General features: G+C 56.5%; 14 protein-coding genes and 1 other RNA gene. 5 read left to right on the top strand and 10 right to left on the bottom strand.

The window, feature by feature from the left end; all coding sequences use genetic code 11:
* Positions 1–39: 39 nt before the first annotated feature.
* The gene (gene glyA, locus GGR91_RS06490; RefSeq protein WP_183941177.1) at positions 40–1,344 is read right to left on the bottom strand and encodes a serine hydroxymethyltransferase; all 1,305 of its coding nucleotides are present in this window, start codon (positions 1,342–1,344) and stop codon (positions 40–42) included.
* Entirely contained in the window at positions 1,341–1,793 is a 453-nt protein-coding gene (rpiB, locus tag GGR91_RS06485; RefSeq protein WP_183941175.1) for a ribose 5-phosphate isomerase B, read from the bottom strand. Before rpiB ends, glyA begins: the two co-directional genes overlap by 4 nt.
* 116 nt (positions 1,794–1,909) lie before the next feature.
* Here rpiB and GGR91_RS06480 point away from each other — a divergent pair, with 116 nt between their 5' ends.
* Positions 1,910–2,116 (top strand): hypothetical protein, encoded by a 207-nt coding sequence (locus tag GGR91_RS06480; protein WP_183941173.1) that lies wholly within the window; start codon positions 1,910–1,912, stop codon positions 2,114–2,116.
* A 119-nt stretch (positions 2,117–2,235) separates the two neighbouring features.
* Here the strand turns inward: GGR91_RS06480 and GGR91_RS06475 are convergent, their stop codons facing one another.
* On the bottom strand, positions 2,236–2,892 hold the full coding sequence (locus GGR91_RS06475) for an alpha/beta hydrolase (protein WP_183941171.1): 657 nt from the start codon (positions 2,890–2,892) through the stop codon (positions 2,236–2,238).
* 113 nt (positions 2,893–3,005) lie between these two features.
* On the opposite strand from GGR91_RS06475, the gene GGR91_RS06470 reads away from it, so the two are divergent.
* From GGR91_RS06470 to ssrA, 4 genes are all read left to right on the top strand, one after another.
* On the top strand, positions 3,006–4,046 hold the full coding sequence (locus GGR91_RS06470; RefSeq protein ID WP_183941169.1) for a cysteine desulfurase family protein: 1,041 nt from the start codon (positions 3,006–3,008) through the stop codon (positions 4,044–4,046).
* Positions 4,043–5,107: a cysteine desulfurase family protein gene (locus tag GGR91_RS06465; protein ID WP_183941167.1), complete on the top strand. Its 1,065-nt coding sequence runs from the start codon at positions 4,043–4,045 to the stop codon at positions 5,105–5,107. The genes GGR91_RS06470 and GGR91_RS06465 overlap by 4 nt, the downstream gene beginning before the upstream one ends.
* Entirely contained in the window at positions 5,104–5,436 is a 333-nt protein-coding gene (locus GGR91_RS06460) for a 2Fe-2S iron-sulfur cluster-binding protein (protein ID WP_183941165.1), read from the top strand. Before GGR91_RS06465 ends, GGR91_RS06460 begins: the two co-directional genes overlap by 4 nt.
* A 6-nt stretch (positions 5,437–5,442) precedes the next feature.
* Positions 5,443–5,784: a transfer-messenger RNA gene (ssrA, locus tag GGR91_RS06455) on the top strand.
* A 156-nt stretch (positions 5,785–5,940) separates the two neighbouring features.
* Here the strand turns inward: ssrA and GGR91_RS06450 are convergent.
* The 7 genes from GGR91_RS06450 to GGR91_RS06420 all read right to left on the bottom strand — a co-directional run bounded on the left by GGR91_RS06450 (position 5,941) and on the right by GGR91_RS06420 (position 12,980).
* Positions 5,941–6,165, bottom strand: a complete 225-nt coding sequence (locus GGR91_RS06450; protein ID WP_183941163.1) for a hypothetical protein — start codon at positions 6,163–6,165, stop codon at positions 5,941–5,943.
* 94 nt (positions 6,166–6,259) lie between these two features.
* Positions 6,260–7,513, bottom strand: a complete 1,254-nt coding sequence (locus GGR91_RS06445; RefSeq protein WP_183941162.1) for an N-succinylarginine dihydrolase — start codon at positions 7,511–7,513, stop codon at positions 6,260–6,262.
* 2 nt (positions 7,514–7,515) lie between these two features.
* A complete protein-coding gene (locus tag GGR91_RS06440) occupies positions 7,516–8,547 on the bottom strand; it encodes an arginine N-succinyltransferase (RefSeq protein ID WP_183941159.1) in 1,032 nt (343 codons plus the stop codon).
* Complete coding sequence (locus GGR91_RS06435; protein ID WP_183941157.1) at positions 8,544–9,752, bottom strand: hydrolase; 1,209 nt, start codon at positions 9,750–9,752, stop codon at positions 8,544–8,546. Before GGR91_RS06435 ends, GGR91_RS06440 begins: the two co-directional genes overlap by 4 nt.
* 50 nt (positions 9,753–9,802) lie before the next feature.
* Positions 9,803–10,624, bottom strand: coding sequence for a 16S rRNA (adenine(1518)-N(6)/adenine(1519)-N(6))-dimethyltransferase RsmA (rsmA, locus tag GGR91_RS06430; protein ID WP_183941155.1), 822 nt, complete (start codon positions 10,622–10,624; stop codon positions 9,803–9,805).
* On the bottom strand, positions 10,621–11,640 hold the full coding sequence (gene pdxA / locus GGR91_RS06425; RefSeq protein WP_183941153.1) for a 4-hydroxythreonine-4-phosphate dehydrogenase PdxA: 1,020 nt from the start codon (positions 11,638–11,640) through the stop codon (positions 10,621–10,623). The genes rsmA and pdxA overlap by 4 nt, the downstream gene beginning before the upstream one ends.
* A complete protein-coding gene (locus tag GGR91_RS06420; protein WP_183941150.1) occupies positions 11,640–12,980 on the bottom strand; it encodes a peptidylprolyl isomerase in 1,341 nt (446 codons plus the stop codon). Before GGR91_RS06420 ends, pdxA begins: the two co-directional genes overlap by 1 nt.
* Positions 12,981–13,053 lie beyond the last annotated feature (73 nt).

Raw genomic sequence — 13,053 nt, 5'->3', positions numbered from 1 at the left:
TCCCTTCTGTGTATTAGATGGGTAAGTCACCTATATAATTCAAGATGGGTAGATTGGGAAGCGTGCGCAAAGTGCCTCGGCTTCGTCCTTGATCCGTGCTTCGATCTGACCGTCGCCCGCCTCGCCATTGTGACGCAGGCCTTCCACGACATCGGCGATCATCCGTCCGATCTGACGGAATTCCGCCGGACCGAAACCACGGGTGGTGCCAGCCGGCGTGCCCAAGCGCAGGCCGGACGTGACGAACGGCTTTTCTGGATCGAACGGGATCGAGTTTTTGTTGCACGTAATCGAGGCACGATCGAGCGCATGTTCAGCATGCTTGCCCTTGGCTTCTTTGGGCCGCAGATCGACCAGCATCGAGTGGTTGTCGGTGCCGCCTGACACGATATCGAGCCCTTGTTCCTGCAACGAAGATGCAAGCGCCTTCGCATTTTCGACGACATTGGCGGCGTAGCTTTTGAATTCTGGCTTCATCGCATCGGCAAAGCACACAGCCTTTGCTGCGATTACATGCACCAGCGGCCCACCCTGCAACCCTGGGAAAATTGCCGAGTTGAATTTTTTGGCCAGTACCTCGTCATTGGTTAATATGATGCCCGAGCGCGGTCCGCGTAACGACTTGTGCGTTGTGCTTGTCGTGACGTGCGCGTGCGGCACAGGCGAGCTGTGCGCGCCGCCAGCAACCAGGCCGGAGATATGCGACATATCGGCCAGAAGGTAAGCGCCGACTTCATCCGCAATTTCCCGGAATCGCGCCCAGTCCCAGCCCCGCGAATAAGCCGTGCCGCCGCAGATGATCAGCTTTGGTTTGTTTTCTCTCGCGATGCGCGCGACTTCGTCCATGTCGATCCGGTGGTCATCGCGACGGACGCCATATCCGATTGGATTGAACCATTTGCCGGACATGTTTACCGGCGATCCATGGGTTAGATGCCCGCCTGCGTTAAGGTCTAGGCCCATGAACGTGTCGCCGGGCTGCAAAAGCGCGAGGAACACCGCCTGATTCATCTGGCTGCCGCTATTGGGCTGCACATTTGCAAATGCACAGCCGAACAATTGCTTGGCGCGCTCAATGGCGATGGTTTCGATTTCATCGACATATTCGCATCCGCCATAATAACGTTTGCCCGGATAGCCTTCGGCATATTTGTTGGTGAGGATCGAACCTGTGGCTTCAAGCACCGCGCGCGACGTTATATTTTCCGACGCGATCAATTCGATCTTGTCCTTCTGGCGGCCCAGTTCCTTCGCAATCCAGCCTGCGATTTCCGGGTCGCGCTCCGTCAGGCTTTGCGTAAAAAATCCAGAGTTATGGATGTCATTGGCGGCTGCACTGCTCATGATGGTTCCTTGGTCGTGTTCGGGTTGGATAGTTTATCAACGCGGCGTTGGTGGCGCTCTCCACCAAATTCCGTTGTTAAAAAGGCATCAAGGCAGGCCTTGGCCATTTCAATGCCAATCAGGCGCGCGCCCATGGCAATAACATTCGCGTCATTATGTTCGCGCGCAAGCCGCGCGGACAATGGTTCGGATACCAAAGCGGCGCGTGCGGCGGGATTGCGGTTCACCGCAATCGAAATGCCAATGCCTGATCCGCATAAGGCAATACCGCGTTCTGCGGTGCCATCGGCAACAGCGGCGGCAAGCTTGTAGCCATAATCGGGATAGTCGACCGAACTTTCATCATGCGGGCCGAGATCGCTCACATCATGCCCTGCCGACAGCAGATATTCGACGAGCGCTGATTTCAGCGCAAGGGCAGCGTGGTCTGAGGCGATAGCGATACGCATAGCACATCCTGTAGCAGCATGAGTCGGAATACGCTCCCCCTATGGCAGCGCGCGGCAAAAGGCTATGCGCTATTTGTCCGATTGCGCGGCTTATCCACCGGCTTTAGAGAGGCGAAATGTTAAACGCCGTTTTATCCATCGCCATGCTGTCCGCGTTCCTGCTTCTCTATGGCGCATGGAAACGCTGGAGTCGTGATGGTGCAAGTCAGCAAATCTGGCTGATGATCGCTGCCGCGCTCGTTATTTTCGCAAATGTTGCGATTTGGGTTGTGCCCGATCAAAAGGGGCAGTCACTGGTGACGGGCGGCGTCGACCAACATTAAGAACATTTCACGCAGAGGCGCAGAGGGCGCATAGTTTTTCGCCGACACCTTGGGCTTGTTTCAGGGTCTTATTTTTCAGACCATCACTCTGCGATCTCTGCGCCTCTGCGTGCAAAAAATCACTTAATGGGTGAGTTCGGGTCCAACCGGAAATCGAGATAATTGTTCACAGACGCCATCAGCATATCCATTTCATTTTCAAAGAAATGGTTCGCACGCGGGATTTCGTCGTGGTGAATGGTGATGTGGCGCTGCGTGCGCAGTTTATCGACCAGCTTTTGAACCGCGTTGGGATTGACGACTTCGTCATTCACACCCTGAATGATGATGCCCGATGATGGGCAAGGCGCCAAAAAGCTGAAATCATACATGTTTGCAGGCGGCGATACCGAGATGAAGCCGCGGATTTCCGGACGGCGCATCAAAAGTTGCATGCCAATCCATGCACCAAAGCTGAAGCCAGCGATCCAAGTCGTTGACGCTTCGGGGTGGAAGCTTTGCACCCAATCGAGCGCAGATGCTGCGTCAGACAATTCGCCGATACCATTGTCAAATTCGCCTTCGCTGCGGCCAACGCCGCGAAAGTTGAAGCGCAGCACGCCAAATCCGCGCGCTACAAATGTTTTGTACAGCTGCTGCGTAATCCGGTCGTTCATTGTTCCGCCGGCTTGGGGGTGCGGATGCAAAATCATTGCAATCGGTGCACGTGGGCGCGGTGGCGGAGAAAAACGGGCTTCGAGGCGGCCTTCGGGACCGGGAATAGCAATAGCAGGCATATTATTGTTCGATTCTTAGATGGGTGCCGAGCTTTGCCCGAAGGTTCGGGCTTTGCAGGATTTTGTAGAGCTATATAGGAGCAGTGACGATTTTCGCAACTGTCATGGAAATTATGCCCGACCAAGCCCGCATATATTTGGATCACGCAGCGACGACGCCGATCATTCCGGCGGCGCGCGAAGCGATGGCCGACGCGATGGCGCGATGGGCCAATCCATCCTCTCCGCATAGCGAGGGGCGCGCAGCCCGCGCTGCGCTGGAGAACGCCCGCGCCCGCGTTGCTGCTGCACTAAATTGGGACGGTGAAGTCATTTTCACCAGCGGCGCAAGTGAGGCAATTGCGATTGCGCTGCGTGGCCATGATGCGATTGCCAGCGCCGTTGAACATGATGCGGTCTTGGCTGTGGCAGGCGCAACCCGCTTGCCCGTCGGCCCAGACGGTTATGTTGACCGGAACGCGATCAAAGGCGCTGGCCGCTATGCGGTGCAGTCCGTGAACAACGAAACCGGCGTTATTCAACCGATGGCCGAGATTGCCGATATGGTGCGGGCCAATGGCGGAATATTGTTCGCCGATTGTTCGCAAAGCGCGGGCAAACTGCCATTGCCAGATGCTGATTTGATGTGCGTATCAGCCCATAAATTGGGCGGGCCGCCGGGAATGGGGGCTTTGCTCGTCCGCAATCTTGGGCTGCTGTCGCCGACAGGCGGGCAGGAGCAAGGGTACCGGCGCGGCACCGAAAACTTGCCCGCCGCAATCGGATTTGCGACGGCCCTCGATGCCGGTTTTGCATGGATGGAAAATGCCGTTCGGCTGCGTGAAATTTTGGATGCCGAGATCACTGCCAGCGGCGGCATCGTGGTGGCAGAAGCAAGCAGCCGGCTGGCGACCATTGGCAGTTACCGTATGCCCGGCGTTGCAGCCTCAAGTCAGCTGATCAACTTTGATATGGCCGGAATCGCGGTCTCCGCCGGAAGCGCGTGTTCATCAGGCACGCTGAAAACCAGTCATGTGCTTGGCGCAATGGGTTGGGACGAACGATCCGCTTCTGAAGTCGTCCGCGTCAGTTTCAACGCCGATACCAGCGAAGGTGATATCGCGCGGTTTTTGGATGTCTGGCGCAATATCGTCATCCGCGCCAAAGCTGCATGATCTACCTCGACTATCAAGCCACAACGCCGCTGGCCCCAGAGGCATTTGCCGCGATGGAGCCTTGGCTGAAGGATGGATTTGCGAACCCGCATAGCGCACATGCAGCGGGCAGGGCGGCAGCTGCGGCTGTTGAGGTTGCCCGCGATCAAATCGCGGCGCTGCTGCCGAAGGGCGGGCGCGTGATCTTCACCTCTGGTGCGACCGAGGCGATCAACCTGGCGATCATGGGATGCGGGTTACCCGTCACCGCTGCCGCGACCGAACATGCTGCGGTTTTGGACGTTGTGGAATATCTAGATGGCCGGACTTTCCCTGTCGATAGTGCGGGGTTAATTTGTCCCGAAACGCAAGCGTCTGATTCCGTTAGTGGGCAGGCGTTAACGGCCATCATGCTCGTCAATAACGAGATTGGGACCATTCAGCCAATCGCGGAACTCGCAGCGGCGGCACACGCCCAAGGCAATCTGTTTCTATGCGACGCGGTTCAGGCATTTGGGCGCATGCCGATCCCCGATGGTCCCGACATGATCGCGATATCCGCGCACAAAATCCACGGTCCAAAAGGCATTGGCGCCTTGTGGGTGCGTGACGGCATTGCGCTCACGCCGCAAATGCTGGGCGGTGGGCAGGAGCAAGGCATGCGCTCGGGCACATTGTCGCCCGCATTGTGCGCGGGCTTTGGCGCAGCAGCGAAATTGGCGGCAGAACGCATGGATGCGGACGCCATGCATGTTTCGGCCTTATGGGATCGCGCCGCCAGTGCATTTGCGGACTGGACCATCAACGGTTCGACGGCCCAACGCTATAAAGGCAATCTCAACATCCGCCGCGACGGCGTCGACGCCGCGCGGTTGATATCGGAGTGCCGGAGCATCGCCTTTTCCGCCGGATCTGCCTGCGCCAGTGGTTCTGGCCGCCCCAGCCATGTGTTGCGCGCGCTTGGCCTGACCGACGCACAGGCGAAATCATCCATACGTTTGGGTTTTGGCCGCTATACGACGGCGGAAGAGATTGATATGGCCGCAGATGCAATCAACCGGTCAGCAGAGGCAATGCTATGATCAAAGTCACGTTCATCACTGCCGATGGCACGGTCCAGAACGTCGAAGCGGTCGAGGGCCAACGCCTGCTGGAAATTGCGCAAGCCGCAGGACAACCGTTGGAAGGCACGTGCGAGGGCCAAATGGCCTGTTCAACCTGCCATGTGATCATTGACAAGCTTTGGTTCGATAAACTGCCCCGGTCGGTTGAGGACGAGGAAGACATGCTCGACCTTGCTACCGGCGCGCGGCGCACCAGTCGTCTGTCTTGCCAAATCGTGCTGACACCCGATCTCGATGGACTGGTGGTCCATATTCCGGCGGAGAGCCGAAATATGCAGGGTCTTTAACCGCCTTCACTTCCCATTCACGAAAAAGCGCCTATATAGGCTGGTGTCGGGTTCGCCCGGCTATGGTGATAAATTGCGGTGTGCAATAGATGCAGCGGACCCGGGGGCGGTACCCGGCAGCTCCACCAAAATCTCTGTTTGTCAGAGGTCTTGGAGGGGCTGAACTAGGATCGACGTGCGTTGAAAAGCATTGTTTTTGCCCGGCATGAATAAGCCGTGAAATGGTTCATAACCAATAGGTGCAAACGATAACGAAGCACTTGCTCTCGCAGCATAATTTTGGGCCTCACGGTCTGAACTTATACTAAAAGAACGCGGCCGGACCGGCCGGGCAACAGAAAGGTTACGGCGGCCCGGGGGGTGCCGAGCAACAGAAACCCCCCACCTAATCCAGCATTTTCAGGAAAAGTGGGAACTGGTTTTCCGGTTAAAAAATGCGCGCGCTATTGAATCGCCGAGCAACAGAATCCCGGGACTTTTCCTTATTTAGTTTGATGCTGAGCGTTAATCCTCGCCGAAGGCTGCATCAAATTCGACCGCTTGAAGCATTTTGGCGGCAGCGATGAAAACGGCGCCTGTGCACAGCAGAAAGAACACTTTCCCGATGTTGCCGGGATATTGGATCATATACTCCTGACCACGCTTTACGGCACCCAAGCCAAGCGCGTAGGTGATCATAAAGACCTCTAGTTTCGTTTTGATCGTGAACAGGCGTAGGACGCGTTTCATAGTTAACTGAATATGAAGCAATGCCCGTGCCAAATCAGCATTTGCAGCGGTGACGATGGTTAACGGACGCGCCGATTGTAAGAAAAACCGACGCTTATACGAGCGCGGTTAGATCGCACATGGTTAACAGTGCCATGCGCGCCGCGCGTACTTGATCCATTAATGACGCATCGCCCAATTGGTCTGGCACAATCGACTCCGGCCAATATGCAGCAACCACGCTGGCAATCTGGTCGAGCTTAGCCTCATTGGCGATGAAGCGCGGGTCGACTGTGGCAGGATCTGCAACAACGCGCAGGCGCAAACAGGCAGGGCCGCCACCATTGGCCATCGATTGGCGGACATCGACTGGGACGAGCTTGCGAATTGGGCCATTGCCCGCGACCATCTCGCTCAGCCAGCTCCAAACGCGCGCATTGTCCTGCGCCTCGCTGGGCAGGATGAGCGCCATGCCGCCGTCGGGAAGGGTCACCAGCTGCGCATTGAACAGATAGCTTTGAATAGCATCGGCAAGGCTGACCCGGTCGGCAGGCACAATGATGATCTCTGCGTCGGGCAAGAGCCGCTTGATATCGGCATAGGTCTGCTCGGGATGTTCGAACGCCTGCTCATGGGTGAAGAGCACATGTTCATTGGCCACGGCAACGACGTCATTGTGGAACGCGCCTGCGGCAATCGCTATCTCGGATTGTTGAACGAACAATGTTTTTCTGGTGTCTAGCCGGTGCGCCCGCGCAATGGCTTTCGATGCCTCAATATGCTGACGAGCAGGGAATGGTCCGCCCGTTTTACCATATACAAATATCTCAATGCCAGCGTCCCCATGCGTCTGGCACAGGCGCATGAAGTTTGCCGCACCTTCATCGCCAAACGGCGCTGGAACGGGTCCGTGCACGGCAAAATGTGCTTCATCGGCAAATGCTAGTTTTAACTGCGCAAGCGTTCCGGTCCATTCATGGCTGCGGTGCGCCATCGTCAGCAGGTTCGCCGCCGACAGATGACATTTGCCATCCGCCGTATCAGGCGCGGGCGAGACAGTCGCTGCATTGGCGGCCCACATGGCCGACGCCGAAAAAGCTGCGGCGCGGATATGGGGTTCCGCCGATTGCATGTCGGTCGACAGTCCGGAAAGCCAATTTTGGTTCGGCCGGTCAAGCGGCATGAAGAAACCCTGCGCTAATCCAAGCCGCAGGTTCGCGCGCATCTTTTCGATGCCCTGCAGGGCAGCAGCCTTTGGATAAGATGGTGCGCCGGCATTGTTCGACGATGCGAGGTTGCCAACGCTCAATCCTGCGTAATTATGGCTTGGACCAATGATTCCATCAAAGTTTATTTCGACCAAAGCCATGATCAAGTGCGCTCGACATAGGTTACAGCATCACCTGCTGAAATGCCCAAGGCACGCGCGCAATTGCTGTCGATAATGACATTATCGCCTGTATCATCAATCCAGCCATAGGCGGCTTTAAACGCATGCAGACGGCCCAGCGTTATCAGCTTTTTATCACCTGATTTATGTTCGCCAACGTCATCGCTGACGGCAGTTATTTTGACGTCTTTCGCGTCACGGATGCTACGAATTTGATCCGTGCGCGCGGTCATCGTCGGGCCGCCGTCAAAGATATCGATGTAATTTTCCCAAGCAAATCCCTCGTTCTCAAGCATACGCATTGCAGCGCGGCCTGAAGGATGCGGTACGCCGATGACTGTCTTTGCACTGTCGGGAAGCATGGCAATGTAGACAGGGTGCTTTGGCATGAGGTCAGCGATAAACTGGTTGCCGAATTTTGCGTTAAATTCATCCGCCTCTTGAAAGCTCATGCCGAAAAAGCGGCCAGCGACACCGTCCCAAAACGGCGATCCGCCAGCTTCGTCGATGACACCACGCAATTCTGCGATTGTGCGGTCGGCAAATCTTGCGCGGTGGTTGCGAATGAACAGATAACGGCTGCGCGCAATCAACATACCCAAGCCGCCAGCCCGCTCGCCGGGATGCAGGAACAATCCGCCAACTTCGGTCGCGCCCTCGAGGTCCGTTGACAGGTTAAGGATATCCGCACGAAATGTCCGCTCAAGTTCAACGCTATGCTGCGTCAACGCGCCAATGCGATAGCTGTAGAACGGCCATCTTTGGCCAACTTTGCCAAAGATCTGGCATGTGCCGCGCACTTCGCCTGTCGCGGTGTTTTGCAGAACGAAGACATATAGATCGTCGGCGACTTCCTCACCCACGCGATCGAAACCGGCGGCTGACCGCTCCAGCTTTTGCATCAGAGCCTTCCGGTCGGGTGGAAGATTGGTGAACCCGCCGCCTGTCCTTTTGGCCATTTCATAAATTGGCTGAAGATCGTTCAAATCTGCCGGACGGATGATGAAGGTCATAAAGTCCCTTTTTCTGATAAGCGCATAATCGTCAGCGCCGATAATTGTGCGCGTTCGACCAAACTTTCGACGATGAGGAATTCATCCGAACTGTGAATGCTGCCCCCGCGCACGCCCATCGTATCGACAACGGGCACACCGCAGGCGGCGATATTGTTTCCATCACATACGCCGCCGCTGGAACGCCACGCGACTGTTATGCCCAGATCAGCGCCGCATTGCTTGACCAAGCCAAACAGCTTCGCTGCCTCGTCATCAATGGGCTTTGGCGGGCGGCCGAAACTGCCGTGCAGATGCGCACGCACGTCATGTTCACGTTCTATGTCGGCAATAACCCTGCGCAGGTCCACGTCCGTCTGCTGCGCAATCTCTGGCGTGCGCGGACGAAAGTTTACGCGCAATATCGCATGATCGGGCACGACATTATTGGGACCGCCGCCGTCAATTTTGGCGGGGTTCACCGAAAGGCCTTCGCGCGAAAGTCGCTTGAGCTGCAGCGCAAGGTCCGCTGCCGCCAAAAGCGCGTTGCGTCCATCGTCGGGGTTCCGGCCCGCATGCGCCGATTTGCCCGCAATGATGATGGAAAAATTGCCGCTTCCACCACGTTCGCCCGCGAGCGTACCGTCGGGCAGCGCCGGTTCATAAGTGAGCGCAGCAAGCTTGTTTTGGGCGAGCTGTGCGATCAATTTTGCGGATGATGGCGAGCCAACCTCTTCATCGCTGTTGATGAGTATCTGATATCCCGTTTGCGCAAGCTTTCCGGACGATTCTGCAGCCTTCAACGCGGCGAGCATCACAGCAATGCCGCCCTTCATGTCGGCCACACCGGGTCCATTGAGCGTGCCGTCGTCCAGCCAGCGCAGTGTCTGAAAATGATGATCTGCCGGAAACACGGTGTCCATATGTCCGGTAAACAGCAATTGTGTCGGACATTCCGGGCGAACGGTCATCAGCAAATGCCGCCCATGCGCCACTGTGGTTACCGTTCCGTCGTATAGCACACGATCCACAGGTTCGGGCTCAACGAGTGTTAATTCGCCAGGCAGGGTCGAGAATGCGTCCGCGAGTAAATCCGCAGTGGTGGCAAGGCCGTCAAGATTGCCCGAGCCGCTGTTGATCGCGGCCCATTTCTGGACTTGGGCAAGCATAGGTGGTTGCTCTATGGTTTCAAGCGCCTGTCGTTCGCTGGCAGATAGCGTGTGCATGTCGCATTCTTAGCCTTGGATATTCCAAAGAGCCACCCCTGCTAGATGCGTTAACCCACTTCCTTTGCCAGAGCGCACCATTCCGAAATAGTTACAGTTTCGGGGCGGCGATCTTCGGCTATTCCGGCCGCGCTCAACGCTTCTAACGCGCCTGCGACGCCCTTCAGGCTCTGTCGTAACATTTTGCGGCGCTGGCCAAAGGCGGCGCCTGTCAGATTTTCGAGCACAGACATTTTCACATCTGCGGGCGCATCCTTGGGCGTGATGTGCACCACCGCCGACATCACCTTTGGGGGGGGCGTAAATGCGGAACGATGAACAGGCATCGCAATTGCCGCATGCGACCGCCATTGCGCCAATATCGCGAGGCGGCCAAATGCACCCGTGCCCGGCGCTGCGATAATACGGTCTGCCACTTCACGTTGGAACATCAAGGTCAGGCTTTTCCAACGTGGCGGCCATTCGTTACCGCCCAACCAGCCCACCGCAAGCGCCGTGCCGACATTGTAAGGCAGGTTTGAAACAACGTGAAACGGTGCACCAATTTCGGCGAACGGATCGATTTTTAACGCATCGCCTTCAATCACGCGAAGCTGGCCCGGAAATGCCTCTGACAGCTCGGCTAAGGCAGGAAGACAACGGTGGTCGCGCTCAACGGCCAGCACCTGTGCGCCTGCACGCAGGAGCGCTCTGGTGAGGCCACCGGGGCCGGGGCCAACTTCATATACATGCTCGCCCGCCAAGCTGCCCGGAATTGCGGCAATGCGATCAAGCAGCTTTTCATCGAACAGGAAATTTTGGCCAAGCGCCTTGCTTGCGGACAAACCATGTCGCGCAATGATGTCTCTAAGCGGAGGGAGCGACACCGTCATCCGCCAAGATCGGCCGCAGCAAGGCGATGCAGCGCCGCAGATTCAGCCATCTTAATGGCCGCAATCATCGAAAGCGGAAGTGCCATGTTCTTGCCGGCGATTCCAAACGCTGTTCCATGGTCTGGCGAGGTGCGGACAACCGGCAGCCCCAGCGTGATATTAACCGCATCATGAAAATACAGCGTTTTCAAAGGAATGAGGGCCTGATCATGATAAGCGCACAAGGCCGCATCATAATGCGATCGTGCTTCGGCATGAAACATAGTGTCGGCAGGCAAGGGGCCAACAACGTCGAAACCTTCACCGCGAATCTGTTCAATCGCGGGTTCAAATATGTCCAGTTCTTCGCGGCCCATATTGCCCGCTTCGCCAGCATGCGGATTAAACCCCGCAACGGCCAGCCGTGGATTTGCTATACCAAAATTACGCTGCAGGCCCTTGGCTGTCGCACGCAGGCGTTGGCGGATAAGCCGACCGTCAAGCTGCTCCGCGACGGACGCAAGCGGGATATGCGTCGTCATCGGGACAACGCGCAGGTCAGGGCCCGCAAGCATCATCACGGCATTGTTTTTGGAAACGCCGCAACGCTCCGCAATGAACTCGGTCTGGCCGGGATGCGTGAAGCCTACCGCGTATAACTGCGCCTTGGATACAGGGCCTGTGACCAATGCGGCGGCACTGCCAGCACGGGCAAAGCCAATCGCCATTTCAAGCGCTTGATATGCGCAATGCGCGCCATCAAGGTCCGGAATACCCGGAATAATCGAAATGCAGTTATGCACTTGGATGACCGGAAGAGCCGTATCAAAATGCGCAAAGGTTTCGGCCGGATCTTCTATGCGAACGACCGGACCATTCCAGTGCGGCGCGAAGCTGGCGATATCACCAATTGCAAAGAAAGGCGCCAAGCCGGCGGCGTGGCGGGCCTCCCACGCTTTGCCAATTATCTCCGGCCCTATGCCCGCCGGGTCACCGACCGAAACGGCCAGTGGCAGTTCCAGTCGGCCAACCGACATCAGTTATATTCGATAACAGCGTCGCGGCGCAAATCGCGCAAGTAAATCCGGGCGCGCTTGTTTACGCGCTCTTCTTCCAGCCGTGACATGATTTCGTCGAAGCTTTCAGATGCAGCTTCCTGCGGGGCATCACGACCGCACAAGACGAAGACGCGAACGCCGTCTTGTAAGGAACCATAAGGCGGTGTCGACTGCCCAATCTGCAAATCCAACATGACCTGCTGCAGCGGTGCGGGAAGTTCGCGGATTTTAATACCGTCGCGGTTGACCACATCGGCGCCCAGTTTGCGCGCCATTTCGTCGGCGGCGCCACAACCTGTGATTTGCTGCGTTTCTTCGCTAAATTGCTTTACCAGCGGGGCAACTTGAGCTTCCGGCGTGCCTTTTGGAAACGTAATCGCGATCTGTTTTAAACTGAGCACGGAATCGCGTGGATCGGACGTTGCGACCTGACGCTTGTCGATCAAAAGCAAAATCGAAATGCCGCCGGGTGAGGTAACGGCCTGCACCTCGTTTGCGTTCATATTTGCTGCAGCGTTGGCGAGCGACTGGGGCAGCTGCGCCAATCCTAGCCAGCCAAGGTCACCGCCGACTGACGCGGTTGAGGCTTCCGAAAACTGCCGCGCATATGCAACAAAGTTACCGCCCTGCCGAAGCTGGTCGATGATTTTCTTTGCGTTCTCGGTGACCGCTGACATCGTTTCCGGCGTTGCTGACAAGTAAATCTCACCCAAACGATATTCCGTAGTTCCCTTGGTTGCCTTGATACGCTCGATAATGGCATTCACTTCATCGTCGCTGACATTAGCCGAAGGACGCACGTTGCGCGACAACAGCCTGCTCCAGGAAAGCTCGCCTTTAATCTGGCGCTTCAACGTCGCGACGGATGAGCCGATAGAGATCAGATATTTTTCAACTTCATTCGCAGGCCGATTGAAATTCTGCTGCGCCACGCGATCGAAATACTGATTCACTTCAGCGTCGGTGACTTCAATCTCATTGGCTGCGGCTTCTTGAATTTGAAGCGTTTCATCAATCAGGTTTGTCAAAACCTGTGCACGGAAACGCGCCAATTCTTCAGGGGGCAGCTTATTTTCGTTGGCAGCAACGATCAGCGCGAGGCGGTGGTCAATGTCCGTGCCTGTAATAATCTCGCCATTCACCTGAGCCGTTGCACGTCGTACATTCGGGTCGTTTTTGCCAAATAGTTGCTGTCCATCTGGAATGGCCAATTTGGCTTCTGGCACAGGATCGTCACCGATAGTTTGTGCGATCAGCGGTGTCAGCGCCGTTGCGGAAACGAGCATAGCGACGAGGGACAGGCGCTTGAATAACTTCATTGATTTACATCCAGTACACAGACAGTTCGAGGGGAACGGTAACCAGACACTGCTGAACAGCAGATGAGCGGTA

Origin of the sequence: Sphingorhabdus rigui, from assembly GCF_014196595.1 — a bacterium.
GTDB classification, from domain to species: domain Bacteria; phylum Pseudomonadota; class Alphaproteobacteria; order Sphingomonadales; family Sphingomonadaceae; genus Sphingorhabdus_B; species Sphingorhabdus_B rigui.
The sequence above is the reverse complement of the archived record's forward strand: the minus strand, read 5'-3'. Positions and strand labels throughout refer to the sequence as shown.

Bases quoted from the DNA above. Each gene is read 5' to 3' on its own strand.
- glyA (WP_183941177.1), bottom strand. From the start codon at position 1,344: ATGAGCAGTGCAGCCGCCAATGACATCCATAACTCTGGATTTTTTACG.
- rpiB (WP_183941175.1), bottom strand. From the start codon at position 1,793: ATGCGTATCGCTATCGCCTCAGACCACGCTGCCCTTGCGCTGAAATCA.
- GGR91_RS06480 (WP_183941173.1), top strand. From the start codon at position 1,910: ATGTTAAACGCCGTTTTATCCATCGCCATGCTGTCCGCGTTCCTGCTT.
- GGR91_RS06475 (WP_183941171.1), bottom strand. From the start codon at position 2,892: ATGCCTGCTATTGCTATTCCCGGTCCCGAAGGCCGCCTCGAAGCCCGT.
- GGR91_RS06470 (WP_183941169.1), top strand. From the start codon at position 3,006: ATGCCCGACCAAGCCCGCATATATTTGGATCACGCAGCGACGACGCCG.
- GGR91_RS06465 (WP_183941167.1), top strand. From the start codon at position 4,043: ATGATCTACCTCGACTATCAAGCCACAACGCCGCTGGCCCCAGAGGCA.
- GGR91_RS06460 (WP_183941165.1), top strand. From the start codon at position 5,104: ATGATCAAAGTCACGTTCATCACTGCCGATGGCACGGTCCAGAACGTC.
- GGR91_RS06450 (WP_183941163.1), bottom strand. From the start codon at position 6,165: ATGAAACGCGTCCTACGCCTGTTCACGATCAAAACGAAACTAGAGGTC.
- GGR91_RS06445 (WP_183941162.1), bottom strand. From the start codon at position 7,513: ATGGCTTTGGTCGAAATAAACTTTGATGGAATCATTGGTCCAAGCCAT.
- GGR91_RS06440 (WP_183941159.1), bottom strand. From the start codon at position 8,547: ATGACCTTCATCATCCGTCCGGCAGATTTGAACGATCTTCAGCCAATT.
- GGR91_RS06435 (WP_183941157.1), bottom strand. From the start codon at position 9,752: ATGCACACGCTATCTGCCAGCGAACGACAGGCGCTTGAAACCATAGAG.
- rsmA (WP_183941155.1), bottom strand. From the start codon at position 10,624: ATGACGGTGTCGCTCCCTCCGCTTAGAGACATCATTGCGCGACATGGT.
- pdxA (WP_183941153.1), bottom strand. From the start codon at position 11,640: ATGTCGGTTGGCCGACTGGAACTGCCACTGGCCGTTTCGGTCGGTGAC.
- GGR91_RS06420 (WP_183941150.1), bottom strand. From the start codon at position 12,980: ATGAAGTTATTCAAGCGCCTGTCCCTCGTCGCTATGCTCGTTTCCGCA.